Below are 24,388 nucleotides of genomic sequence, written 5' to 3' on the forward strand. Positions count from 1 at the left end.
GCGAACGGACGTCCGCAAGGGGTCGAATGCGGACGTCAAACCGGCGCGGGATGGCGGACGTACGAGCCGTCACACTTTGCCGTTTCTCTATCTCGCGCCCGACTGAGACCCGGCGGATCGGGCTTGGGCGTGGCTCATGCGCGTCACACGCTCGCGCCCAGCGTGGCGAGAAGTTCGTCCAATTCCTCGAACTGCTCAGGCCACGCGCCCGTGCTTTCGGCGGCGATGGCGCCGTCGAGCGCTTCCTTCGAGGGGTAGAGGTCGTGCACGACGACCAGCGTCTTGCCGTCCCGTTCCTCGAAGGTCACCGTGGTCACGGCCTCGTGCTCTTCATCGTTGGTCCAGACCAGGCGGGAGGGCGGCGTGACTTCGATATACCGGCCGAAGAAGGCCATGGGCTGTTCGAAAGCCGGGTGGCCGAACACGAAACGGTACGAGCCCCCCGTTTGGACATCGGTCTCGCAGGACAGGAAGGACATTCCGGACGCCGCCGGCGCCCACCACCGCATGATCAGCTCGGGCTTCGTCCAGGCTTCGAACACCATGCGCGCCGGCCCATCGAAGGTTCGCGTCGCGACGAGTTCCCGGTCCGACGTCCGCTCGACAGTCGTGCGGCTATTCATCGACCTTCTCCTTCCGTTTCAAGTCCTCGACGACCTCGTCCAAGGCGTCGAAACGTGCGTCCCAAAGCCGGCGATGGCCTTCGATCCAGGCCGCCTCTTCCTCGAGACGGCGTCGGCCAAGCCTGCAGGTCCGCACGCGGCCGATCTTCTGCGTCGTGACGAGCCCGGCCTGCTCCAAGACACCGACGTGCTTCTTCATGCCCGTGAGGGTCATGTGGAACTTGTCGGCAAGCTCCGTGATCGAAGCCTCCGAACGCCCGAGCTGCTCTAGAACGCCGCGCCGGGTGGCGTCGGAGAGCGCAGCGAACGAGGCGTCGAGGCGGGCCGGCTGATACTGTACCATCTGGTTCAGTATTTAGCGCGCGGGCGGGCGGCATGCAAGGGGCATGAGCACGCCAACTCACGGGCGGCACGACCCAGACCCTGATCCTGGAGCACGATCCAGCGATCCGGTGAATCCGCCGACCCGTCGTGGCTCAGAAGCTGCGCGAGAGGCCCAGGCCCACGGTGCGGGGCCGGAGCGGCGTCGCCTGGGTGGCGCGGGCGCGGCTGAAGGGGTTGCCGAAGGCGAAGGTGTTGCCCCGCTCATCGGCGACGTTGTCGATGAAGACCGTGGCGCGCCAGTCCGCCCCGCTGAGCGCGGCGGCGACCCGGCCCGAGGCGTAGCCGCCCATGGCGTTGCCGATGCCGCCGTCGAAGGTCAGGTAGGAGCGGCCCACATAGGCGACCTGGGCCGAGGTCTCGGCGTCGAGGTTTCCCACCTTCCAGGCGTAGCGCACGTCGGCCGAGCCCATGTCGTAAGGCACCCCCGGCAGGCCGATGTCGCGGCGCGCCGGGAAGACGTCATTGGCGCGGGTGATCGAGGGGTCCTCGACCAGCAGATTGGCCCGCACCTGCAGATGGCGGTCGGGCCGCCACACCGCCTCGCCCTCCAGGCCGGTGTTGGAGCCGTCGCCGATGTTCACCGTGATCGGCAGGCCCGACGCCAGGCGTTGGTCGGTCTGCAGGCCGCGCCAGTCCGCATGGAAGATCGCGCCGCGCAGGATCAGCGTATGGTCGAACAGCGGCAGGCCCGCGCCGATCTCGTAGTTCCACAGGTGGTCGGGCCGGAACCGCGCCGGCGCGGTCTCCGGGGTCGGGCCGCCCGCGAGCGCCGGGATGTTGAAGCCGCCGGCGCGGTAGCCCTCCTGCACCTCGCCGTAGATCACCAGCTCGGAGGTCGGCGCGTAGCTCAGCCGCACCTTGGGCGCGACGCCCTGGTCGGTCAGGTGGGCGCTGAACCCCGGCAGGGGCTGCTCGGCGATCTGGAAGTCGCCGGCCTTGGTGTCGACGCGGGTGACGAAGGCCCGCGCGCCCAGGGTCAGGGTCACCCGCGAGGTCATGTCATAGGCCACGTCGCCGTAGACCGCGGCCTCCGAAAGCTGGTCGTGGCGGCGGTAGATCATCCGCGGCGGGGCCGGCGGGACCACGTCCACCAAGAGCGCCTCGTCGATCTCGCTGGAGTAGGAGACGAAGGCCCCGCCCAGCCAGCGCAGCGGCCCGGGCGCGTTGGAGGTGACCAGGGCCTCGGTCTGCCAGAGCTTGATGTGCTTGTCTTCGTCGAACGCCTGGCCCAGGCGCGAGCCGCCCGCCGCCCGGAAGGCCCCGGTGGCGTCGTAGCGGGTGTCCAGCGAATGGTCGATCAGCGCGCTGGTGAGCTTCAGGTCGGCGATGGCGCCGGCGTGGGAGGCGGTGAGGCCATATTCGGTGAAGTCGTTGTCGTGCGGTTCGCGCACCGCCGCGTCGCGGGTCAGCGGCCCGTCGGTCCCCTGGGTGTACTGGCTGTCGGCGGTGGCGATCGACTGGTGGGCGAAGCCGGCCTCGAGCTGCCAGCCGTCGGGCAGGTTGGCCAGGCCGGCGATCCGGCCCCCCAGACGGCGGCTGTAGTTCACGTCCCTGAGGCCCAGCACGGGGTTGTCGATATAGCCGCCGCGCTCGTCGCTGTAGATCACCGCGCGCAGGGCGGCGCGGCCGTCGGCCAGCGGCATGTTGACCGCCCCGTCCACCCCGGACGAGGGCTCGCCGTGCTGGGTCAGCATCCCCTCGGCCGAGGCCTGGGCGAAAAAGCCGGTCGGGTCCGGCCTGGCGGTGACGATGCGCACGATGCCGCCCATGGAGCCTGAGCCGTAGAGCGTCCCCTGCGGCCCGCGCAGCACCTCGACCCGATCGATGTCGGCCAGCCGCAGGTCGGGGTCCGGGGCGTTGTAGGTGATCGGCACGTCGTCCAGGTAGAGCCCCACCGTCGACTGGGTCTTGCCGGTGAAGGAGCCGTCGCTGAGGCCGCGCACGAAGATCTTGTCGCGCCCGGAGCCCAGGTTGGTCACCGCCACGCTGACCATCTGGGCGGCGATCTCGTCGAAGGTCGCCCCGCCCAGGGTCTGGACGTCATGGGCCGAGAGCGCGCTGACGGCCGAGGCGCTGCGGGTCAGCAGCTCCGGGCGCTTCTCGGCGGTGACCACCAGCTCTTCCAGCCGCGGCGTCTCGGCGGCGGCGGTCTCGACCCGCTTGGCCGGCGGCGGCGCGGCGGCGACCGGGCGGGCGACGATACGGAAACTGCGGGCGTCCAGGGTCTCGAATCCGCACCCCGGCGGCAGCAGGGCGGCCAGCGCCCGTTCCGCGGACATCGAGCCGGAAATCGGCCGCGAACGGCCTGTGCAGCCGCGCGCCGGCAGCCCGCCCACCGAGACCCCGCCTTGCACCGCGAAACGAACGAGAGCAGCTTCCAGGGGTTCGGACGGAAGGCTGAACACTCGCATCTCGGCGGCCGACGCCGCGACCGGCGCCGCCACCAACACGGCGAGCAAGGCCAAGCTGCTGACCGAGGCTGCGGCCAAGCGGCGCCTTGCATTCCGCTCCGTGAGGTGGTTGTCCGTAGACGGCGTCATGCAGGCGTGGGCTCCCCGGGGGCGAGGCGACCAGATCAATGCAGAGAAGTCCACTGGCCTTGCTCGATCCCCGCGGCGACACATCCTCACAGGACACCCCGGCGGTTTCGGCCGCCCGCGACGCTTGCCGTGCGCGTTTCGTGAACAGCCTCGCGGCGGCTCCGCGCCATGAGGGTCCCTACCGCCACTGGATCCTGAGCGACGTCCTGCCCGCCGATCTGGCGGCGGAAATGGACGCCCTGCCCTTCGACGCGCCGGCGCTGAACGGCGTATCCGGATCGCGCGAAATCCACAACAACACCCGCACCTACATCGACGCCGAGGCGATCGCGCGGCACCCAGCCTGCGCGGCCATGGCCCAGGCGTTCCAGCATCCCGAAACCGTGGCCGCGGTCGAGGAGATGACCGGCGCCCGGCTGGGCGGCTGCTGCCTGCGCATCGAATACGCCCAGGACACCGAGGGCTTCTGGCTGCAGCCGCACACCGACCTGGGCGTGAAGAAGTTCACCCTGCTCTACTACCTGGGCCCCGACGGCCAGCCCGATCTGGGCACCGACGTCTACGCCGACGCCGACACCTGGTCGCATCGCGCCCCCTTCACGCCCGGCGGCGCGATGGCCTTCGTGCCGTCGAACAACACCTGGCACGGCTTCGAGCCGCGCCCGATCCCGGTGGTGCGCAAGTCGCTGATCGTGAACTACGTCACCGAGGAGTGGCGCGCCCGCGAACAGCTCGCCTTTCCCGATACGCCGGTGACTGGCCGCCACGGCGGCTGACTCCTTCGAACTTCAGGCCGCGGCCGGCAGGGTGACGATCGCCCGGGTCGCGCCAGGCTGCGAGGTCAGCTCCACGTCGCCGCCATGCGCGCGGGCCGTGGACCGCGCGATCGGCAGGCCCAGGCCTACCCCGCCGTTGTCGAGGTTGCGCGAGGCGTCGGTGCGGTAGAAGGGCTGGAACACCCGCCCCAGCTCGTCCTGCGACAGCCCAGGCCCTGGATCGACGATCTCCACCACCGCCGCCGGACCGGCCTGGCGCACGTGGATCTGGGCCTCGCCGCCATACTTCAGCGCATTGTCCACCAGGTTCGAGAACAGCCGCTGCAGGGCCACCGGATCGCCGTCCACGGTCACCGGCGCGCCATCGACGATCTCCACCTGCCCGCCCACCAGGGCCGCATCGTCGGCCACGCATTCGATCAGCGACAGCAGATCCAGTCTTTCCCGGCGACGCGGCTGGCCCTCGTCGCGGATGAAGGCCAGCACTCCGCCGATCATCTGCTCCATCTGGTCCACGTCGGACAGCACCGAGGCCTTCAGGCTGGGCGGTGCGGCCTCCAGCTTGAAGCGGATGCGCGCCAAGGGTGTGCGCAGGTCGTGGGAAATGGCGCCCACCATGGCGGTGCGGTCGTTGATGTAGCGCTTCAGCCGCGCCTGCATCTCGTTAAAGGCGTGGGCGGCGGCCCCGACCTCGGCGGGACCCTTCAGGGTCATCTGCGGGGCGTGCGGGTCGCGGCCCAGGGTTTCGGCCGCCTCGGCGAAACGCTTCAGCGGCGCGGAGATCCGGCGCGAGAACAGGTAGCCGGCCGAGGCCACCAGCAGGAAGCCGCCCAGCAGCCACGCCGAGGCCTGCATCTGCCAGGCGGAGGGGAAGGACTCCGGCGTCGAGCGGACCACGGTCCAGCCGCCATCGGCCTGCTGCAGGGCGGCGCTGAAGTCGCCGAAGATCGGCAGCTCCGGTCCCATGACGAACCGATGCGGCCTGCCGCGGCCCCAATGGCGCGGCGCGTCGGGGTCGCCCGGGTCCGCGGCCCGGCCGGCCGTGGCGGCGTCGCCCGGGCCTGGCGCATCGAAGCCTGCGCCACCCGCGGGGATGTCGCCGATGCCTGGCGCATCACGGTCCGTCCCGAACGGCGAGGCCCCCATGGGACCCCCGCGGTCCGGGCCGCGCGGCGCAGGCTGGCCGGTGACCGCGCGCCGCAGCCGCCAGAGCGGCGAGGCGTTCTGCTCCTCCAGCCGCACCCGGGCCTCCGGCTCGCCCAGGGCGCGCGCCAGGGCCTGCAGGGTGCGTTCATGCTCGCGGTGCGGCGCCACCAGCTCCGACGGCAGGGTCTTGGCGGCCGCGCGGGTCAACGGCCGGCCAAAGCGGGTCTTGAGCGAGCCGCCATGCAGCGCGAGCGCGACCTCGGCCACGCGATAGACCGGCGGGCGGGGCGGCGGGATCAGCAGGATCACCCCGAAGCTGATCGCCTGGGCGACCAGCAGGCTCGCCACCAGCAGGATCACCAGTTGCAGGCTGATCGGCGCCCGCGGCCACCAGCGGCGCCGGCGGGGTGCGGCCTGCGCCTGGCCGGCCGCGTCGCTCATGCGGGCTTGCGGCTCATGCGCGGGTGACCTTGGCGTCGAACAGATAGCCCGCGCCGCGGTAGGTCTTGATGATCTCGCCCTCGACACAGGCGTGCAGCTTGCGGCGCAGGCGGCTGATCTGCACGTCGACGGCGCGGTCGAACACCTCGGTCTGCGAGCCGCGCGCCTGTTCCAGCAGCTGGTCGCGCGACAGGATCCGCTGCGGGTTCTCCAGGAACACGCTGAGCAGGGAGAACTCCCCGCCGGTCAGCAGGATGGTGGTGCCGTTGGGCGCGCGCAGCTGTCGACGCAGGGTGTCCACCACGAAGCCCTGGAAGTGATAGGTCTTGCCGCGCCGGGGCGCGCCGCCGCGCACCTCGTCCAGCCGGCGGAACACCGCGCGGACCCGGGCCAGGAGCTCGCGCGGGCTGCAGGGCTTGGGCAGGTAGTCATCGGCGCCCAGCTCCAGGCCCAGCACCCGGTCGACCTCGTCGCCCATGGCGCTGACCATGACGATGGCCGGGCCCCCGGTCTCCGACAGCCGGCGGCAGATCGACAGCCCGTCCTCGCCCGGCAGCATGACGTCCAGCACGATCAGGTCGATGGGCGCGGCGGCCAGGGCCGCCTCCATCGAGGCCGCGTCGTGGGCGGAATGCAGGTGGTAGCCGTGTTCGGCCAGGTAGCCCACCACCTGCTCGCGCAGCTGGGAATCGTCGTCGACGACGAGGATGTGGCGGGCCGGGAGGACGCTGGCTTGGCTGTTCATGGCCGTTCCTAACTCCGCGAGGATTGTGGCGCAGGGACAACCGCCGCGCCACAATCCTTTGGGGTCGCTCCTGGCGCGGCCGGTTAGTCGTCGCCGCGCGCCCCGGGAGGGCCGCCCATCGGGCCGCGCCCAAACCCATGGCCGTGGCGCCCGCCGAAGCCGCCGTGGCCGTGCTGCACGCGCTGCAGGGCGTCGAAGACCTGCCGCTGGTCGGGGCTGAGGGCCGCGTAGAAGGCCCGTAGCGACGCCTCGTGCCGCTGGCGGCGGGCCGACATCTCAGCCATGCGGCGGTCTTCCATGTCGAGCCGCTGGGTCGTGGTCATCTGGCCAGGCTGCGCACCGGGCGGGCCGCCCGGCGGGCCACGCCGGCCATCGGGGCCGCCCGGCCCACGGTCGGGACGCTTGTGCGCGGCGAGGAAGGCGCTCAGCGCCGGCTCCTGGTCGGGCCGCAGCCGCAGGATGGTGCGCAGGTCCTGGGCGCGCTGCTGCTCGTGCGCCTGGCGCATGGCCTCCATGCGGGCGCGCATATCGCCTCTCTGGTCGCCCCTTTGGCCGTCGCCCCTCGGGCCATGGGCGGCGGTCTGGGGCGCGGCCTGCGCCCAGGCCGCGGGCGCCGCGAGCAGAGCCGCGCCGAGGGCGGCGCAGGCGGAAAGGGCGGCGGTGCGGATCGTCAGTCGCATCGAAGGGCAGTCTCCGTTTTTGTCCCGGCCGCTTGATGGCACAGGCCCGCGCCAGAGGAATTTCGGCGCGTGAGACTCCCACGACACGGCCGCGAAACAGTATGGCGCAGGTTCGGATAGCACGGGTCCTCGGCGGGCCGCGCGGACGCGGCCGGAGCCTGGAAGCCCCGGCCGCGCCGCTCTTGCGGACCCTGCGTCCTAGGCCGTGACGGCCTGGGTCGCGGCGGGAGTGGCCGCCGCCGTCTGCGCGCCCGCCATGTGGTGGGCGGCCCGGAAGGCGTCGATGCCGGCGGAGATCTCGCTGGTGGAGAGCTGGCCGTCGCCATTGCCATCGAGGCTGCTGAACGCCGAGGAGAGGCCCGAGGCGTCGCTGGAGGTCGCCGAGACGCCCAGGACGTTTTCGACTTCGCTCAGGCTGAGCGAGCCGTCGCCGTTCTGGTCGAGCTGGCCCATCAGTGTGTCGGCAAGGTCGGTGCTGGAGGTGGTGTCGGCGCCTCCGACGCCGCTCATCCCGCCGCCGCCGCCGTGATGGTGGTGATGGCCGTGATGGGCGCCTTGCGGGCCTTGCGCGCTTTGCGCGTTGTCCTGCGCCTGCAGGGCGTTGGTGAGCTCCTGCTGGCTGATCTGACCGTCACCGTTCGTGTCGATCTGATTGAACGCACCGGCGAGCGCGTCCGCGCCCGAGGTCGTGTCGGCGCCCGACGTGCTGTCGGCGCCGGAGGTGGTCGACTGGCCGAGCGCGGATTCGACCTCGCTCAGGCTCAGGGAGCCGTCGCCGTTGGTGTCGGCGGTCTGGATGATCTGACTGGCCACGTCCGAGGCGGCCGGCGGCGCTTCCTGCGCCGAGATCAGGGAAGCCAGGGTGTCCGAGACGAATTGGCTCGAACTTGTCGAACCGGCCGGCTGGGAGGCCGGGGTCCCGGTGGTCGTTGTGGCTGTGGAGCTGGGGGTCGGCAGGTCTTGCCCACTATCCTGCGGCTGTGGCTGCAGGAGCATGTTCAAGAGCCTTTGCGCCTCTCCCCCTCCGTAAGCTGTTGGAGTTGAAGATATTTGCATCTAAGCCTCGCATGAGGTTTCACGATCGCGCTGCGGTTTTGCGCCCCATGGGGCTCGCCGCGCGGCGTAAGCCATGCAAATCTTGGGGAAAATCGGCGAGCCGCCGAATGTTTCGGACTATGAGTCGGAGATGAAACGATCCGGTTGATTTGGGCGCGGCCCAGAGGGCGAATTGGACGCCGAAGCCATGCGCCAGACACAATCATCCTCGATCGATCATCCCGTCCTGAGGGGTAAAGCTTGATGACTGGGTATTTTTCGCCGGCCGCCGCCCCGAATCGACCGGGCGAGGCTTTGCCCCGGCGGGGTTTTGCGGGTCTGCTCAAGTTCGGCCCGGCGCTGGTCAGCGCCTCGGCGCTGCTTTGGGCGGGCGCGGCCCAGGCCCAGGCCGCCACCTCGACCACCGTCACCTCCACCACCACCACGCCGCTCGCCACCTCGACGTCCGGCGACATCACCATCAATGCGGGCGTCACCGTGAAGCCGGCCCCGCCGAACACCACGGCGGTCACCCTCGATGCGCCCACCGGCTCGCTGATCAACAACGGCACGATCTTCTTCCAGAACCAGAGCAATGTGACCGGCGTCCACGCGATCGTGCCCGCCACCGGCATTGTGGGTTCGATCGACAACACCGGCTCGATCGAGGTCGACGACACCAGCCAGCCCACCACCGATTCCAACGGCATCACCCACGGTCCGTTCGCCAACGGGTCGAACCGCATCGGCATCCAGGTGACGGGCCCGGGGCTGTTCACCAGCGACATCTCGAACGACGCCACCGGCACGATCACCATCAAGGGCGACAATTCCTACGCGATCTCCGTCGAGAGCGCGCTCAGCGGCACCCTCTCCAACCTGGGCTCGATCACGGTGTCGGGCACCAACGCGATCGGCATCCGGACCCTGGGGAACGCCAGCATTTCGAGCTCGGTGACCCTGGGCGGCACCATCCTGGCCCAGGGCCAGAACGCCCAGGTCGCGAACCTGGCCGGCGACATCAACAGCAACCTCGAGATCAACGGCACGCTGACCTCGACCGGCTACCGCTTCACGACGCGCAGCACCGACACGAACTTCCTCAAGAACCTGACCGCCGACGACCTGCTGCAGGGCGGCGCGACCGTGACGGTCGGCGGCAACGTGACCGGCGGCATCCTGGTCGACGAGGTCTCCACCACCGACACCACCGGCGCCATCAGCGTCGCCGAGGGCGCGCTGTCCTCGATTTCCTCGGCGCCGGCCCTGGTGGTGGGCAACGCGACCCGCAACATCACCATCGGCAACGTAGGCGTCGACCCGGACGCCTTCGGCATCGAGATCAAGGGCGCGGTCACCGGACAGGGCGTCTACGACGGGATCACCTCCACCGGCATGCAGATCGGCCTGCCGGGCAGCGGCTTCACCGTGAACACCACCGGCGGCGTGCATATCTCCGGCACGGTGAGCGCCAGCGCCTATGCGGCCAGCGCCACCGGGCTGGAGATGAACGGCGTCATCGCCCAGGTCTTCCGCAACGACGGCGCGGTCACGGCGTCGATGAACTCCGACGCCGCCGGCGCAAGCGCCACGGCGGTGAGCATCTCGGCCGGCTCCAACGTCGCGGCCATGCAGAACGCCAACACGATCGTCTCCAGCGTCGTCGGCCAGCAGGGCAACGCCGTGGGCCTGGTCGACCACTCCGGTTCCTTGGTCGAGGTCGAGAACATCGGCATCATCTCGACCGGCCGCACCCTCAGCACCGGCGTCACCACCGGGGCCAGCGGGGCCAACGGGATCACCGGCCAGAACATCGCGCTGGACCTGTCGGCGAACACCACGGGCGTCCACATCCTGCAGGACGCGCCCAGCGGCGATACAGCCTCGCCGACCATAGCGGGCGCGGTGCTGCTGGGCTCCGGCGGCGACCGCGTCGAAATCACCGCCGGCGCGGTGACCGGCAACGTCAACCTGGGCTCGGGCGCCAACAGCCTGACCATCGACAATGGCGCGGTGGTCAAGGGCAACCTCGACGCCACCACGCCCGGCCTGCCGGACGGCACGGTGGCGCTGAACGTCGCCAACGGCACCCTGCAGATCAACGACGCCAGCCAGCTCAAGCTGCCCAGCCTGAACCTGGGCGCGACCTCGACCCTGGTGGTGACGGCGGACCCGGCGACCGGCCTGGCCACCAGCATGGCGGTGTCCGGCCCGGCCAGCATCGCCAGCGGCGCAAAGATCGGCGTGCGCCTGGCCTCGATCCTTCCGGGCTCGGCCACCTACACCCTGATCAGCTCGCCGCAGCTCACCGCCGGCGCGCTGGACTCCAACCTGCTCGGCGACACGCCCTTCCTCTACAACACCACCCTGCAGACCAGCCTGGCGGCCGGGACGGTCGACGCCACCCTGACCCGCAAGACCGCCGCCCAGCTCGGCCTGCCCGCCGCCACCGCCGCGGCCTACGAGCCGCTGATCGCCAACATCGGCAAGGACACCGGCCTGGAAGGCGCGCTGCTGGCGCAGACCACCCGCGGCGGGCTGATCACCCTCTACAACCAGCTGATGCCCAACCACTCGGCGAGCATCTTCAACACCATCGCCGCCAGCGTTTCGTCCTTCTCCAAGCCGCTCGACGACCGGCAGGACCCGGTGGGCGGCGGCTTCTGGATGCAGGAGACCAACGCCGGGCTGTTCCAGCGGACCCATGACGACGACCCGGGCTACAAGGCCTGGAGCTTCGGCGCGGTGGCCGGCTACGAGATCCCGCGCACCCCGCTCGGCATCCTGGGCGCGACCTTCGGCGCCTCGACCAATGAGATCTTCCCCGACGAGCTCGACGCGGCCGCCGACCTGCACGCCAACATGGTGGACGCCGGCGTCTACTGGCGGATGACCAAGGGCGGTTTCTCGGCCAACGTCCGGTTCGGCGCGGACTATGTGAAGGTCTCCTCGACCCGGGTGATCGACGTGCTCGGCGGCGACGGCCTGGCCGTGTCGCGCACCGCCAACGGCGAATGGTCGGCGCTGGGCTTCAACGCCCACGCCATGGCCAGCTACGAGCGCCACTTCGGCCGCTACTACCTGCGCCCGCAGGCCAACCTGGACTACATCCACCTGGCCGAGGGCTCCTACAGCGAGACCGGCGGCGGCGACGCCATGGACCTCGCGGTCGCCTCGCGCACCAGCTCGCGCCTGTCGGCCTTCGCCGGCGTGGCGGTGGGCGCGCTCTATGGGCCGGACCGGTCCTGGGGGCCGGAGGCGACGCTGGGCTATCGCACCGTGGCCAATGAGAACCTCGGGGTGACCAACGCCCGCTTCATCGCCGGCGGCGATCCCTTCGCCCTGCGTTCGGAGGAAATCTCCGGGTCGGGGGCGGCGGCGCACTTCTCGCTGCGCGGCGAGAACGGCTCGGGCGGCTTTGCACTGGAGGCCGGCGCCGAGAACCGCGACAACCTCAGCATCTACGACCTGCGGCTGAGCGGCCACGTCCAGTTCTAGGCGGTGACGCTTCAGGATTCGTCGAAGCGTAGCCGCTAGGCGGCGTCTCCCGGCTCGATCCGCGGGACGAGCTTGCCGAGCACATATTCCAGGACTTCCAGGTCGGCCGGCGAGAGCCGGTCGAAGCCCGGCGGCGGGGTATTGAGCTCGTCCGCAAGCTCGGCCTTCGTGCGCGCGCCCCGCCGCGTCAGGACCACGAGCTTGACCCGTCGGTCGGCGGGCGAGGATCGGCGTTTCGCCAGGCCCGCCTTTTCGAGCCGGTCGATGATGAAGGTGGCGTTCGAGGGATCGCAGCCCCACCGGCTGGCGAGCGCACCGATCGGCCGGCCTTCGTCCTCATCCAGGCTGGACAGGGCGCGCGAGTCGTTCGCGCTCAACCCCCGCCGCTGAAGGCTCCGCTCCCGCCCCGGCGCGGTGGCGGCCACGTAGTCGAGCATCAGCCGCCAGGCCCGCTGAGCGGCGTCTTCCGAGGGGACGTGGGGCGTGCCGGTCATGTGAAAGACTTCGATATTCGGAATATATCTATATTTGATGTAGCTCAGATAATCTGTCGACCCCGCGAACGCCCGGCACAGCTTCCGTGGGAGGCGTCGCCGACGATCCACCTTCCCACGGCGGCCCCCGGCCCGCGACCGGGACCGGCGCGCGAAGCCGCCGGCCGGGACGCCGCACGGGGATGCGAAGGCTTTGCCGAAGTGGGCCGGTTTTTCGCCCGTCCGATCCGCCGGGGTCATGGCCACAGCCGCGCGGCTGTGCGATCCATCGACGGACCGCGACGGCAACGCCGCGCGGAGGCCGTTCACGCGACAGGCCCCGGACGGCAATCTCCATAGTTCAGCTTGGGTCGAAGTTTAGCCGCTGGCGCACCCGACACGATTCGAACGTGTGACCTTTGCCTTCGGAGGGCAACGCTCTATCCAGCTGAGCTACGGGTGCGTTCCAGCGGAGGCGTGTCTCTAGCCGAAAGGCTCGCGGGCCGCAAACGCCGACGCCGGCTTTCGCCGCGAATATCCGCGTCAGCGGGTGTAGGGCGTCGCCGGCTTGGGGCAGGCCTTCACCCGCAGCGCCCGGCCGGCGCGCAGCTCGCGGACCCAGCATTCGTCGAAGACTGAGCAATAGCAGGCGCGGTAGGTGAGTTCGCTCAGCCGGACCTGGTCGAAGGCCTTCCAGGTCGCCAGGTTGTCCGAGCGCAGGTCGATGCTCAGGAACTGCCGCTCGGCGCCGGCCCGCAGCACGACGCCCTGGACCGGCACCGTGCCCATCTGGATCAGGTCCTGGCCGGGCGCACAGCAGTCCCTGAGCAACTGGAACGCCGAGCCGTAGGCCTTGCCGCGCCAGAAGACCTCCAGGCTCTGGATTTTCGCCGGGCCGACACCGGCGTTTTCCAGCTCCAGGGTGATCCGTTTCTTGCCATTGTCGTCGTTGCTGGAGTTGAGCTGCAGGTACGGCCAGGAGGCGGCGGCGACCATCCGATCGTTGGCGTCGACCATCTTCTGGTTGGCTTGTTCGGTCGCGATGGCGACCCAAAGCGAGATCACCGAGACGGTGAGGGCCGCGAAGGTCGCCGCATACTCGATCCAGTGCCGCCGGCGGGGGCCTAGGGGCTCGCTCAAGATCCGACCTCCCGAAACGGGCTGGGGTCGGCAGGGATCGGGGCTGCGGGCCCTACGGTCAAGTTACCGCCGTGACAGGAACGGCCCGCGAAATGCCGCCTCAGGCGCCCTTGACGCTATCCCAGAAGGTCTTGGCCTTGCCGGTGAAGCTAGCGTTCTTGGGATGCTGGGCCTCGCCGCACAGGCCGGCGAACTCGCGCAGCAGTTCCTTCTGGCGGGCCGTCAGCTTCGATGGCGTCTCCACGAACAGCTCCACCACCAGGTCGCCGCGGTCGCGTGAGCGCAGGGACGGCATGCCCTTGCCCTTCACGCGCACGGTGCGGCCGGTCTGGGCGCCTTCGGGCACCTTGACGCCGATCTTGCAGTTGCCGTCGCAGTTCTCGCCGCCCAGCAGGCAGGGCGCGTCGATCTGGCCGCCCAGGGCGGCGATCGCCATGGGCACGGGCACGGTGCAGAGCAGGTCCAGCCCGTCACGCTCAAACAGCTCGTGGGGCCTCACCGAGACGAAGATGTAGAGGTCGCCGCGCGGGCCGCCGCGCTGGCCGCCGTCGCCTTCACCGGCCAGGCGGATGCGCGCGCCGTCGTCGACGCCGGCCGGGATGCGCACCGACAGCGTCCGCTCGCGCCGCACCTGGCCCATGCCGTGGCAATCGCCGCAGGGATCCAGCACCAGGCGGCCGGAGCCGCCGCAGCGCGGGCAGGCGCGTTCGATGGAGAAGAAGCCCTGGGTGGCCCGCACGCGGCCTGCGCCGCCGCAGGCGTTGCAGGCGGTGGGGCTGGTCCCGGGCTTGGCGCCCGAGCCCTCGCAGGTCTCGCAGGTCAGCGCCGCCGGGACGGTGATCTCCACCTCGGCGCCGGCATAGGCCTGCTCCAGACTGATCTCCAGGTCGTAGCGCAGGTCCTGGCCGCGGGCTGGCCCGCTGCGCTGCTGCTGGCCGCGCCGGCCGCCGCCGAACATGTCGCCGAAGACATCGCCGAACACCTCGTTGAAGATGTCGCCCACGTCGTGGAACTGGGCGCCGCCGAAACCGCCGGGCCCGCCGGCGCCGTTCACGCCCGCATGGCCGAAGCGGTCATAGGCCGCGCGCTTCTGGGGGTCGGAGAGGACCGAATAGGCCTCGTTGATCTCCTTGAACCGCCCGGCCGCGTCCTCGCAACCGCCGTTGCGGTCGGGATGGTGCTCCATGGCGAGCTTGCGGAAGGACGCCTTCAGAGCGCCCGCGTCGCAGGTCCGCTCGACACCGAGGATTTCGTAATAATCACGCATCAAATCGCCAGCGGGCTGAAAGCTCGACAGTAGACAGACTTTGTCTGTTGGGAAGGTGGGAAGGTGGGAAAACCCCCGCCGCGCTGCAAGGCTGCCTATCCGGGAGGAAAGGGGGAACCGAGCGGGCGGGGGTCCCTAGTCGCATCGCAGAAGCGGCGGCGACGTCCCCAATGGCGATCTCTTCGCAGAAGCCGGGAAAGCTCGCCATGGGGCAGTTCGCCGCGTCCGTCACTTCTTGTGGTCGTCGCCGTCGACTTCCTCGAACTCGGCGTCCACCACGTCCTCGCCGCCGTGGCCCGCCGCGTGGGCGGCGTCGGCGTCGGAGGCCGGGCCTTCACCGGAGTCCTGCTGGGCCTTGTACATGGCCTCGCCCAGCTTCATCGAGGCCTGGATCAGGGTCTGGGTCTTGGCCGAAATCACCTCGGCGTCGCCCGATTCCAGCACGCCCTTGAGGTCTTCGAGCGCGGTCTCGATGGCAGTCTTCTCTTCGGCGCTGACCTTGTCGCCGTGCTCACCGAGCGCCTTCTCGGTCGAATGGACCACGGCGTCGGCCTGGTTCTTGGCCTCGACCACCGCCTTGCGTTTCTCGTCCTCGGCCTTGTTGCTTTCGGCTTCCTTGACCATGGCGTCGATGTCCGAATCCGAGAGGCCGCCGTTGGCCTGGATGCGGATCGACTGTTCCTTGTTGGTCGCCTTGTCGCGGGCCGAAACGTTGACGATGCCGTTGGCGTCGATGTCGAAGGTGACCTCGACCTGCGGCACGCCGCGCGGCGCCGGCGGGATGCCCACCAGGTCGAACTGGCCCAGCATCTTGTTGTCGGCCGCCATCGGCCGTTCGCCCTGGAACACCCGGATGGTCACCGCCGACTGGTTGTCGTCGGCCGTGGAGAAGGTCTGGCTTCGCTTGGTCGGGATCGTCGTGTTGCGTTCGATCAGCGGGGTGAACACGCCGCCCAGGGTCTCGATGCCCAGGGTGAGCGGGGTCACGTCCAGCAGCAGCACGTCCTTGACGTCGCCCTGCAGCACGCCGGCCTGAACCGCCGCGCCCAGCGCCACCACCTCGTCGGGGTTGACGCCCTTGTGCGGCTCGCGGCCGAAGAAGTCCTTCACCGTGTCGATGACCTTGGGCATGCGGGTCATGCCGCCCACCAGGATCACCTCGTCGATGTCGGAGGTCTTGAGGCCCGCATCCTTCAGCGCCTGTTCGCAAGGGCCGATGGTCTTGGTCACCAGGTCTTCCACCAGGCCTTCCAGCTTGGCGCGGGAGAGCTTGATGTTGAGGTGCAGCGGCCCGTTGGCGTTCATCGAGATGAACGGCAGGTTCACCTCGTACTGGGTGACGCTGGAGAGCTCCTTCTTGGCCTTTTCGGCCTCTTCCTTCAGGCGCTGCAGGGCCAGCTTGTCCTTGCGCAGGTCGACGCCCTGCTCCTTCTTGAACTCGTCGGCCAGGAAATCGACGATCCGCAGGTCGAAGTCCTCGCCGCCCAGGAAGGTGTCGCCGTTGGTGGACTTCACCTCGAAGACGCCGTCGCCGATCTCCAGGATCGAGACGTCGAAGGTGCCGCCGCCCAGGTCGTAGACCGCGATCTTCTTGCCGTCGTTCTTCTCGAGCCCGTAGGCGAGCGCCGCGGCGGTGGGCTCGTTGATGATCCGCAGGACTTCCAGGCCCGCGATCTTGCCGGCGTCCTTGGTCGCCTGGCGCTGGGCGTCGTTGAAGTAGGCCGGGACGGTGATCACCGCCTTCTCGACCTTCTCGCCGAGGTGCTGCTCGGCGGCTTCCTTCATCTTCTGCAGGATGAAGGCCGACACCTGCTGCGGCGAATAATCCTTGCCGTGGGCCTTCACCCACGCATCGCCGGTCGGGCCCTTGACGATGTCATAGGGCACCATGCCCTTGTCCTTCTCCACCATCGGGTCGCCGTAGTTGCGGCCGATCAGGCGCTTGATGGCGAAGAGGGTGTTGGCGGGGTTGGTCACGGCCTGGCGCTTGGCCGGCTGGCCCACAAGGCGCTCGCCGTCATCCAGGAAGGCGACCACGGACGGGGTGGTCCGCGCGCCCTCGGCGTTTTCGATCACCTTCGGCGTCTTGCCATCCATGATGGCGACGCAGGAATTGGTCGTGCCGAGGTCGATACCGATAATTTTGCTCATAGAGAGTCTAGCTCGCTCCTTTGGTGGCGGACGTGTCGGGAGGCCTTCTTGGGAAGCGCCTGGTTGCAACGTCCCCTATTGGTTCGAATCTTAGGTTCGATCAGGTCTCAGCCAGGTCCTTCCTTTAAAGGTGGTTTCCTTAAGGAGAAACCTAGCGTCGCCAGCCGATATGGGGAAATTGAACGCGGTCGCAAGGGCGAAAAGCCCTAATCACCACAGGGACATGCCGTAACAAGGGTCGCGGACGGACCGTGGGGTGGGAGTCTCAAGCGTCGCTACGACGGCCGGAAGCGGGCCACGATCACCGAGGCATTGTCCTGGCGCGGGCGATCGGCGGCCTCCACAGCCGCCAGCAGGGCCTCGGCCAGTTCCACGGCGGGGCGGTCCTGGCCGGCGACCGCGGCGATCTCCTCGGCGGCCAGGGTGTCCAGGCCGTCGCTGGCCAGCACCAGGACGTCGCCGGCCGCCAGCGGCGTCAGGTCGGCGCTCTCGTCCATGCGCATGCCGCCGATCGGGCCGCCGGTCAGCACCGAGACGATGCTGTTGCGGTCCCGCCGCTCGGCGGCGGCGGCGGCCGAGATCTCGCCGCGGGCGACCTGGGCGTCGAGCATGCCGCCCACCGAGTGGTCGGCGTTGAGGCGGATCGCCTGGCCTGCGCGCACCAGCCGCAGGGGCGAATCCCCCATGGAGAAGAACAACAGCCCCGCCCCGGCCAGGCGCACGATCACCAGCGTACCGCCCATGCCGTCGAGCCCCGGATCGGCGCGCACCCGGGCGCGCAGCGCCTTGTTGGCGGCGACCGCGGCGGCCCGGAGCGCCGAGCCCGCCGCGCCGGCGCCGCCCGCCGCCCCGTCCAGGGCCTCGACCACGGTGTCGACGATGACGCCGGCGGCGATGTCGCCGCCGACCGCCCCGCCCATGCCGTCCGACAGCACCAGGAAGCGCGCCGGCCCGTCTTCGCCGTCGCGCACCACGGCGAGGCGGTCCTCCTGCCGCTGCCGCTGGCCGATGATCTGGCCGTAGGCGATGTCCGCCGTCAGGGTCACGCCGCCTAGCCCTGCGGCTCGAGGACCTGGGCCCAGTTCCAGTCGGGCCCGACGCAGGGGACGAAGCGGAACTCCGTGGCGCCGGCCCGGATGGTGTCGCCCGCCGCCAGCACCGTGGCGGCCCGCACGCGGGTCCCGTTCACATAGGTGTGGTTGGTGGCCGCGTCGGCCTCGCGCACGTCGAACGAGCCGTCGGCTTCGTCGAAGGCGACGATGAAGTGCAGGCCGGAGAGCTGGTCGTCGCCGATGTTGAGCTGCAGGCGCGCCTCGGCGCTGCGGCCGACGGAGCTGCGCCCATAACTCAGCGGCAGGCAGATGCCGAGGCCGGGGCCCTTGACCACCAGCAGCACGGCGCAGACCGGCTGGCTGGCGGTCTCCGCCGGGAAGGTGACCCGCGGGCCCCGGTTGTTGTCGCCAGCCTCGACCGTGATGCGCCCGGCGCGCGGCTTGGCCCCACCCGCCGCGGCGGCCGGACGGCCGGGGACCGCGGCGCGGGTGACGTCGTCGCCCTCGTCCTCGTCTTCCTCGTCGTCGTAGTAGCCGCTGGCGCCCATCGCGCGGGTCTTGTCGGGATCGTCGTCGCGGCCGCCGCCCTTCTGCGGACCGGGGCGGTAGGGTTTGGTGGCTTCGTCGTCGGAGTTGGCCATCTGGGCCTCCCTCAAAGCTTTTCGACGGAATAGCGCGCGTCCGGCGCGCCGAATTCGATCACGTCGCCCAGGTTGATGGGCTGGTCGCCCGCGCCCTTGATCTCGCGGCCGTTCACCCGGGTCCCGCCGGTCGAGCCCAGGTCACGCAGGACGAAGCCGGCGCTCGGCGACCAGACCAGGCGGGCGTGGCGGCGCGAGGTGCCAGGCGAGCCGAAGCCGGCGTTGCGGCCGATCTCGAAGCCGACGTCGCCCATCAGGTCCTCGCGGCGGACGATCTGGGTCTTGCCGGACGCCTGGTTGACCCCGCGCAGGGCCAGGCCGTGCGGCGGGCCGGCCGGCGCGATCGGAGCGGCCACGGCGTCGGAGACCGGCGCGGCGGCGCCGCGTCGCCGCAGCAGCAGGGCCGCGCCGCCTCCCAGCACCACCACCGCCAGGGCCGCGCCGCCCGCCAGCATCAGCGAGCGCTGATGCTCCTCGGATTCGCGCTGCATCTTGACCTGGGCGGCGACCTGCTGGGCCTGTTGCGACTGGACCTGGGCTTGCGCCTGGGCCTGAGCCTGGGCGAGCGCCTGCTGGTTCGACGCATTGGGGTCGCAGGCGGTCTTCGAGGCGGTGTAGGCGATGTTCTGCCGCTGCAAGTAGGGCGTCACGTCCGCCGCCGAGAGCGAGAGGTTAACGCCGCGCGCCGAGCCGTTGTAGGCGGTGTCGATGGCCACCACCCGCCCGCAGAGGTCAAGCAGCGGGCCGCCGCTCATGCCTTCGTTGAGCGCGGCGGTGTGCTGCACCTGGCCCACGGCGGGCAGACCCGGCCGCCAGGGCGCGGTCTGGCTGGTCGAGACGATGCCGTCGGTGATGGTGGGCCGGGTCTTGAGCACCCGCCACTGGCCGATGTCGGTTCCGGGATAGCCGATCGCGCGCACCGCCAGGTTCTCCGGCGTCGGCCCGACCGCGAGCGGCAGGGCGGGCGCGAAGAAGTTGGCCACATAGAGCACCGCGATGTCGGTGGCGCTGTCGCCGCTGACGAAGCGGGCGGGTGAAACCGTGGTCTTGTCGCCGGTCTCGCCCTGGGGCGCCACGACGCGGATCTGGCTGGCGTCGGCGTCGGCGATCACATGGTAGTTGGTGATCACGTAGCTGCCGGTGTCGGTGCTGGCCACCACCACGCCGGACCCCAGCGAGATGTTGTCGTCGGCCCCGAGGCCCGCCACCCGTACGATGCTGGGGAACAGGTGCTCGAAATTGACCTGGGCCCGCGCCCCGGCCGTCAGCGCCAGCGAAACGCCGAGCGCCATGGCGGCGCCCCGCCTCCACATCCTTGTCCGCATCCCGCACCCCTTTCCGAAGCCCTGGCCTCGTCTAATCGATGATGATGGTGAACCGGGCCTGGCCCAGCTGGAGACTATCGCCGGTCGAGGCGATCTCCGCCTCCTCGGCCCGCAGCCTTCGATCGTTGAGCAGCACCGGGTCGGCGGCCAGGCCGCGCAGCAGCAGCCGGCCCTCGCTGACCCAGAGCAGAGCATGCCGCTCCGCCACCCCGTCGCCCTCCACCCGCAGGTCGCTCGAAGACCCGCAGCCGACCGCCGCACCGGGCGTCAGCGCCCCGCCGCCGATCCGCCAGTCGCGCCCGGCGGCGTCGCGCAGCAGGACGTCGCGGCGGTAGGCGCTGGGCGGCGTGGCCGGGGGCTGACGCAGCGTTTGCGGTGGCAGGCTCGGGCGCCGCCGCGGGCGGATGCGGCCGGCCGCGCCCCAGGCCCCGAGGGCCAGCAGCAGCAGGGCCGCCCCTCCGCCGGCGCCGGCCAGGATCGGCTGCTTGCGGACCTGATCCATCGCCCGGCCCCAGACGGTGGTGGGCTGGGGCGCGGCGGGACGCGGCTTGGCGGCGCGGACCGGGGACCTGTGCGCGGCGACCGGCGCGCGGGCCGGAACCGGCTGAGCCTGCGGCGCGGCGGGGCCGCTCGCCAGGGGCGCGGCGACCGGCGGCTGGGAGCCCCCGCGGGCCAGGCGGTCGGCGCAGGCCGGAATGCTGGCGGCATCAAGCTCGGCGCAGCGGTTCCGCTTGGGCGCGGCCTCGCGCGGCCGGGCTTTGGCGCTGTCCTTGGGAGTCTCTTTGGGGCTGGGGGGCGCGGCGTCGGCCTCGGCCTGGGCGCGGGCGGCCGCCGCGCCCGACCCCTCGGACGGCGCCGCGGAAGCCTGGGCCACGCCAGCGGCCAGGGCGGCCGCCAGCGCCGCAGCGGCTCGAAAGGCGCGCCCGCGGCTCATTTCGCGGCCGCCGCGCCCGGCGCCGCCGGCAAGGCCGACAGGTCGAAGCCGCCGGCGTAACGCGCGCTGCGGCACTCGTCGGGCAGGCCGCCCTGGCGTTTTACGCCGGCGTCGTAGTAGCCGACCTCGCGCTGGCCGTGGCGGTCCCAGATCCCGCAGCCGTCGGGCTTTCCGCCGGTCAGCTGGCCCGTATAGATCCCCTCGCCGCCTTCCAGCCGGCCCCAGGCCTTGGTCACGTTCGCCGCCGTCGCGTCGATCGCGCCGGCCCCGCCCGCCGGGTCCGGGGAAGCCGTCAGGCCGTAGAACACCGAGCCGTCGGACAGGATGCTGCGGCCGACGATCACCCCGTTGTTGTTGCGCACGCCGGTGGTCGAGACGCCGTCCTTCACGAACAGGCCGACAGTGCGGTCCTTCGTCGTGCGGCCCCGGAAGATCACCTTGCCCTTTTGCTGGTCCTCGGTGCTCGAGCTGTCGAACGAGGGCAGCCCGGCGCCGGCGCTGATCTCGAAAACGCCGGTGCGGACCAGGTCGAGGGTCGCCACATAGACACCGGTCGCTTCGAAGCCGTTGGCGGTGGCCGCGAACCGGCCGCCGAGCTCGTGGTTGTCGGGGAAGGTCATCACCCCCAGGCCCGACGGCTTCTCGGCGGTGTCGACCTCGCCGGCATAGGTGTAGCCGGAACCGACCATCTTCCAGGGGTTCCGGCTGCCCGTGTATTCGCGTTGGACCAGGTGGGTGTGGCCGATGGCGCAGGCCCAGCCCGCTTCGCCGTCCACCGTGGCGCTGGGATATTTGTAGGTGTCGTAGGCGGCGTCCGGGACGATGTCCGGCCCTTTCTTGTGGCACCACCAGTTGGCGTTCTGGCCGTCGGAAAGCCGGAAGTTGCGGTACTTGTCGCCGTACTGGGTGTCGCCGCTCGTCGCGCTGTGGGTGATCCGCTCCACCGGGACGAAGGCTTGGAAGTCGGCGTAGTTGCGGCCCCCCTGTTCGGAGGGATCGACGGCCGAGCGGCCGGTGTCGGCGGCGCCCTTGGCGATCTCGGCGGCGTGGTCGGCTTCCGGGCCGGCCAGGGCGGCGGCCTTCTGGGCGTCCTGATAGGCCAGGTCGGCCTGCGCCTCGATGTTGCGCTCGGGGCCACGCGAATTGAACCAGGCGAAGAGGCTCGCGCCGGTCATCAGGAGGCCGATCAGCCAGACCACCGGGTGCAGGCCGCGGCGCTCCTCGGCGGCAGGCTTCTTGGCGGGCTTGCCGCGTTCCCGAGCCGGAGGTTTGCCGCTCCAGAGTTCGCGCCGCCACTCGGCGACCGACTGCGGCCGGGCCCCCACGGCCGCGTTCAGCGCCCGGTCGACCGACTGCAGGAAGGCCTTCGGCGCGCGGGGGCGCAGGACCCCGTCAGCGCCGCGGACCGGCTGGGCCAGGTCGGCGAGCTTGGCGCCGTTGGCGAGCTGGGCGGTGTTGGGCTTACGGCCCAGGAAGGCGCGCCAGACGATCGCCGCCAGGCTGTAGATGTCGGAATGCGGCCCCTGCTGCTCGATCTGGTTGTCCTTGAACTCGGGCGGGGCGTAGCCCTCGGTCACCACCCCGATGGAGCGCGAGACGTCGTCGGTCTCGGCGTCGCGGAACAGGCGCGCGGAACCGAAGTCGATCAGAATGGCGCGGGTCTCGGGGTGGCGCAGGATCTCCGCAGCCGGCGCGTCGATCAGCGCCGCGGGCGCGTCGATCAGCACGTTGGACGGCTTGATGTCCCGGTGCAGCAGGCCGCGGGTGGACGCGCCGGTGATCTCCTGGGCCTTCCGCGCGCCCTCGGTGTGGATGTACTCAACCGCATCCAGCAGCTGGCGCAGGACGGGCTCGAGGAGCGGCAGGTCGATCGGGACGCCGCCGTCGGGCCGCTCCAGTTCGCGGAAGTAGTCGTCCAGCGTCACCCGCCGCTCGATCCGCGCGGCCCCGGTGTCGCTCTCGCCCAGCGCCTCGCGGCCCTCCACCAGCTTCATGAGCTGATAGCTGGTGCCGTTGTCGTCGAAGGTGTCGACCACCCGCTGGACGTTGGGATGGACGAAGGAGGTCAGCATGTGGCCCTCGGCCACGAAGCGGCGCAGGCCCTCCTCGTAGATCTTGCGGCTGAAGCCGTCCTCCGACCGCTTGGCGGCGATGCGGCCGTCGGCGCCGCGAACCGCGTGGTCGCGCGGGAAGTACTCCTTCATGGCGAAGGCCGCGCCGTGGTCGTCCACCACCCGATAGGTCACGCCGAAGCCGCCCACGCCGATGATGTGCGGCGGCGGGCGCAGGGTGCGGGCCATGGTTTCCCACTGGGCGGCCGCGGCAGCGGTATAGTTCCGGGTCGTCCGGGGACTCTTCAGGACGGCGCCGGCCCCTAGGTATCTGGCCACCTAACCCCCCGCGATCACTGGCCGGGATCTGCGGAACGGCGCGGACTTGTCCACCATGCTGCACCCCGGCTGCGGTTAACCTTAGCTACGCGTCGGGCTTACGCAAGGATGCCCCGTATGACGCTCTTATGTCGCCGGCGGCGCGAGCCGCCTCGCCGGGCCGCCATGACCGGTCTCGGCGAAGCTTTGACATCGCGCGTCCAGGCTGCACAGGATCGCCGCGCACAATGAAATCGGGAGGATTCCATGGTCACGCTTCACCGCGCCGACGGCAATTGGGACGAGGACTTTCATCTGACGCGCCGCGGGATCGCCCTGGCCCTGGCCGGCGGCTACGCCGTGGCCGCCTATTCGGCCGACGCCGAGACCATCACCACCGACACCAAGGGCCTGGTCACCGCGACCGTCGAGATCCAGTCGACCGATCGCAAGATCCCGGCTTTCCTGGCCCGCCCGGAGGCGAAGGGGAAACACCCGGTGATCTTCGTCAACACCGAGGTGTTCGGGGTCCACGAGTGGATCAAGGACATCTGCCGCCGCCTCGCCAAGCTCGGCTATGTGGCGATCGCCCCTGATCTCTTCGTGCGCGCCGGCGACCCGTCCAAGACCGAGGACATGAAGGTGGTCGGGGACATCGTGCGCGCGACGCCCGAGGCCCAGGTGCTGGGCGACACCACCGCGACGCTGAAATGGCTGGCGGCCCAGCCCTTCGCCGACACCAAGCGGATGGGCGTCACCGGCTTCTGCTGGGGCGGCGGGGCGACCTGGCGCTGCTGCGAGGTGTTCCCGGAGTTCAAGGCCGGCGTGGCCTGGTACGGGCCCTTGAAGCCCAGCGCCAACTATCCGCGCACGGCGCCGATCGACGGCGTCAAGGACCTGAAGTGTCCGGTGCTCGGCCTCTACGGCGGCCTGGACAAGGGCATCTCGGCCAAGGACGTCGACGACATGCGCGCCGCGCTCAAGGCGGCCGGCAAGCACGACGAGATCATCGTCTACCCGAACGCCCAGCACGGCTTCCTGGCCGACTACCGCAGCAGCTACAACGCCGAGGCCTCGGCCGACGCCTGGCCGAAGATGCTGGCGTTCTTCAAGGCGCACGGGGTGGCCTGAGCCACCCCTAGGCTTCAAGGCTCACGGGACGGCCTGA

The 24,388-nt window shown here is 70.5% G+C and carries 19 protein-coding genes and 1 tRNA gene; 3 read left to right on the forward strand and 17 right to left on the reverse strand.

All coding sequences use genetic code 11. The annotated features are described in order from the left end of the window. Nucleotides 1-143 precede the first annotated feature (143 nt). The 3 genes from VGL85_RS02635 to VGL85_RS02645 form a co-directional block, all read right to left on the reverse strand. Nucleotides 144-623 (reverse strand): SRPBCC family protein, encoded by a 480-nt coding sequence (locus VGL85_RS02635; RefSeq protein WP_331585682.1) that lies wholly within the window; start codon nucleotides 621-623, stop codon nucleotides 144-146. Continuing rightward, the gene (locus VGL85_RS02640) at nucleotides 616-966 is read right to left on the reverse strand and encodes a metalloregulator ArsR/SmtB family transcription factor (RefSeq protein ID WP_331585684.1); all 351 of its coding nucleotides are present in this window, start codon (nucleotides 964-966) and stop codon (nucleotides 616-618) included. Before VGL85_RS02640 ends, VGL85_RS02635 begins: the two co-directional genes overlap by 8 nt. Before the next feature lie 133 nt (nucleotides 967-1,099). Next, nucleotides 1,100-3,457, reverse strand: coding sequence for a TonB-dependent receptor (locus VGL85_RS02645; RefSeq protein ID WP_331585780.1), 2,358 nt, complete (start codon nucleotides 3,455-3,457; stop codon nucleotides 1,100-1,102). 230 nt (nucleotides 3,458-3,687) lie between these two features. On the opposite strand from VGL85_RS02645, the gene VGL85_RS02650 reads away from it, so the two are divergent. Then, nucleotides 3,688-4,323 carry a hypothetical protein gene (locus VGL85_RS02650; RefSeq protein ID WP_331585686.1) on the forward strand — a complete coding sequence of 212 codons (636 nt, stop codon included), beginning with the start codon at nucleotides 3,688-3,690 and terminating at the stop codon, nucleotides 4,321-4,323. A 12-nt stretch (nucleotides 4,324-4,335) separates the two neighbouring features. Here VGL85_RS02650 and VGL85_RS02655 read toward each other — a convergent pair whose 3' ends face one another. The 4 genes from VGL85_RS02655 to VGL85_RS02670 form a co-directional block, all read right to left on the reverse strand. Further along, on the reverse strand, nucleotides 4,336-5,910 hold the full coding sequence (locus VGL85_RS02655) for a HAMP domain-containing sensor histidine kinase (protein WP_331585688.1): 1,575 nt from the start codon (nucleotides 5,908-5,910) through the stop codon (nucleotides 4,336-4,338). Between the two features lie 13 nt (nucleotides 5,911-5,923). Then, a complete protein-coding gene (locus tag VGL85_RS02660) occupies nucleotides 5,924-6,655 on the reverse strand; it encodes a response regulator (RefSeq protein ID WP_331585690.1) in 732 nt (243 codons plus the stop codon). 83 nt (nucleotides 6,656-6,738) lie between these two features. Beyond that, nucleotides 6,739-7,335 (reverse strand): Spy/CpxP family protein refolding chaperone, encoded by a 597-nt coding sequence (locus VGL85_RS02665; RefSeq protein ID WP_331585692.1) that lies wholly within the window; start codon nucleotides 7,333-7,335, stop codon nucleotides 6,739-6,741. A 198-nt stretch (nucleotides 7,336-7,533) separates the two neighbouring features. Then, a complete protein-coding gene (locus tag VGL85_RS02670) occupies nucleotides 7,534-8,331 on the reverse strand; it encodes an EF-hand domain-containing protein (RefSeq protein ID WP_331585694.1) in 798 nt (265 codons plus the stop codon). Nucleotides 8,332-8,634: 303 nt separating this feature from the next. Between VGL85_RS02670 and VGL85_RS02675 the strand changes: the two genes are divergently transcribed. Then, on the forward strand, nucleotides 8,635-11,868 hold the full coding sequence (locus tag VGL85_RS02675; protein ID WP_331585696.1) for an autotransporter domain-containing protein: 3,234 nt from the start codon (nucleotides 8,635-8,637) through the stop codon (nucleotides 11,866-11,868). Between the two features lie 35 nt (nucleotides 11,869-11,903). On the opposite strand, the gene VGL85_RS02680 is transcribed toward VGL85_RS02675, so the two are convergent. The 10 genes from VGL85_RS02680 to VGL85_RS02725 all read right to left on the reverse strand — a co-directional run bounded on the left by VGL85_RS02680 (nucleotide 11,904) and on the right by VGL85_RS02725 (nucleotide 23,151). Further along, complete coding sequence (locus VGL85_RS02680) at nucleotides 11,904-12,362, reverse strand: MarR family winged helix-turn-helix transcriptional regulator (protein WP_331585698.1); 459 nt, start codon at nucleotides 12,360-12,362, stop codon at nucleotides 11,904-11,906. 365 nt (nucleotides 12,363-12,727) lie between these two features. Then, a tRNA-Arg gene (locus VGL85_RS02685) sits at nucleotides 12,728-12,804 on the reverse strand. 80 nt (nucleotides 12,805-12,884) lie between these two features. Continuing rightward, on the reverse strand, nucleotides 12,885-13,481 hold the full coding sequence (locus tag VGL85_RS02690; protein ID WP_331585700.1) for a hypothetical protein: 597 nt from the start codon (nucleotides 13,479-13,481) through the stop codon (nucleotides 12,885-12,887). A gap of 100 nt (nucleotides 13,482-13,581) precedes the next feature. Then, entirely contained in the window at nucleotides 13,582-14,748 is a 1,167-nt protein-coding gene (gene dnaJ, locus VGL85_RS02695) for a molecular chaperone DnaJ (protein WP_331585702.1), read from the reverse strand. Between the two features lie 228 nt (nucleotides 14,749-14,976). Then, complete coding sequence (dnaK, locus tag VGL85_RS02700; RefSeq protein ID WP_331585704.1) at nucleotides 14,977-16,899, reverse strand: molecular chaperone DnaK; 1,923 nt, start codon at nucleotides 16,897-16,899, stop codon at nucleotides 14,977-14,979. Nucleotides 16,900-17,174: 275 nt separating this feature from the next. After that, complete coding sequence (locus tag VGL85_RS02705) at nucleotides 17,175-17,945, reverse strand: PP2C family protein-serine/threonine phosphatase (protein WP_331585706.1); 771 nt, start codon at nucleotides 17,943-17,945, stop codon at nucleotides 17,175-17,177. Between the two features lie 5 nt (nucleotides 17,946-17,950). Next, nucleotides 17,951-18,592, reverse strand: coding sequence for an FHA domain-containing protein (locus VGL85_RS02710; protein ID WP_331585708.1), 642 nt, complete (start codon nucleotides 18,590-18,592; stop codon nucleotides 17,951-17,953). Between the two features lie 11 nt (nucleotides 18,593-18,603). After that, the gene (locus VGL85_RS02715) at nucleotides 18,604-19,884 is read right to left on the reverse strand and encodes a trypsin-like peptidase domain-containing protein (protein WP_331585710.1); all 1,281 of its coding nucleotides are present in this window, start codon (nucleotides 19,882-19,884) and stop codon (nucleotides 18,604-18,606) included. A gap of 64 nt (nucleotides 19,885-19,948) precedes the next feature. Next, nucleotides 19,949-20,851, reverse strand: coding sequence for an FHA domain-containing protein (locus VGL85_RS02720; protein WP_331585712.1), 903 nt, complete (start codon nucleotides 20,849-20,851; stop codon nucleotides 19,949-19,951). Continuing rightward, the gene (locus VGL85_RS02725) at nucleotides 20,848-23,151 is read right to left on the reverse strand and encodes a serine/threonine-protein kinase (protein WP_331585714.1); all 2,304 of its coding nucleotides are present in this window, start codon (nucleotides 23,149-23,151) and stop codon (nucleotides 20,848-20,850) included. Before VGL85_RS02725 ends, VGL85_RS02720 begins: the two co-directional genes overlap by 4 nt. Nucleotides 23,152-23,487: 336 nt before the next feature. Here VGL85_RS02725 and VGL85_RS02730 point away from each other — a divergent pair, with 336 nt between their 5' ends. Further along, a complete protein-coding gene (locus VGL85_RS02730; protein ID WP_331585716.1) occupies nucleotides 23,488-24,351 on the forward strand; it encodes a dienelactone hydrolase family protein in 864 nt (287 codons plus the stop codon). The last annotated feature ends 37 nt before the right edge of the window (nucleotides 24,352-24,388 follow it).

The sequence above is a fragment of the Phenylobacterium sp. genome, assembly GCF_036501465.1.
In the GTDB taxonomy this organism is placed as follows: Bacteria; Pseudomonadota; Alphaproteobacteria; order Caulobacterales; family Caulobacteraceae; genus Phenylobacterium.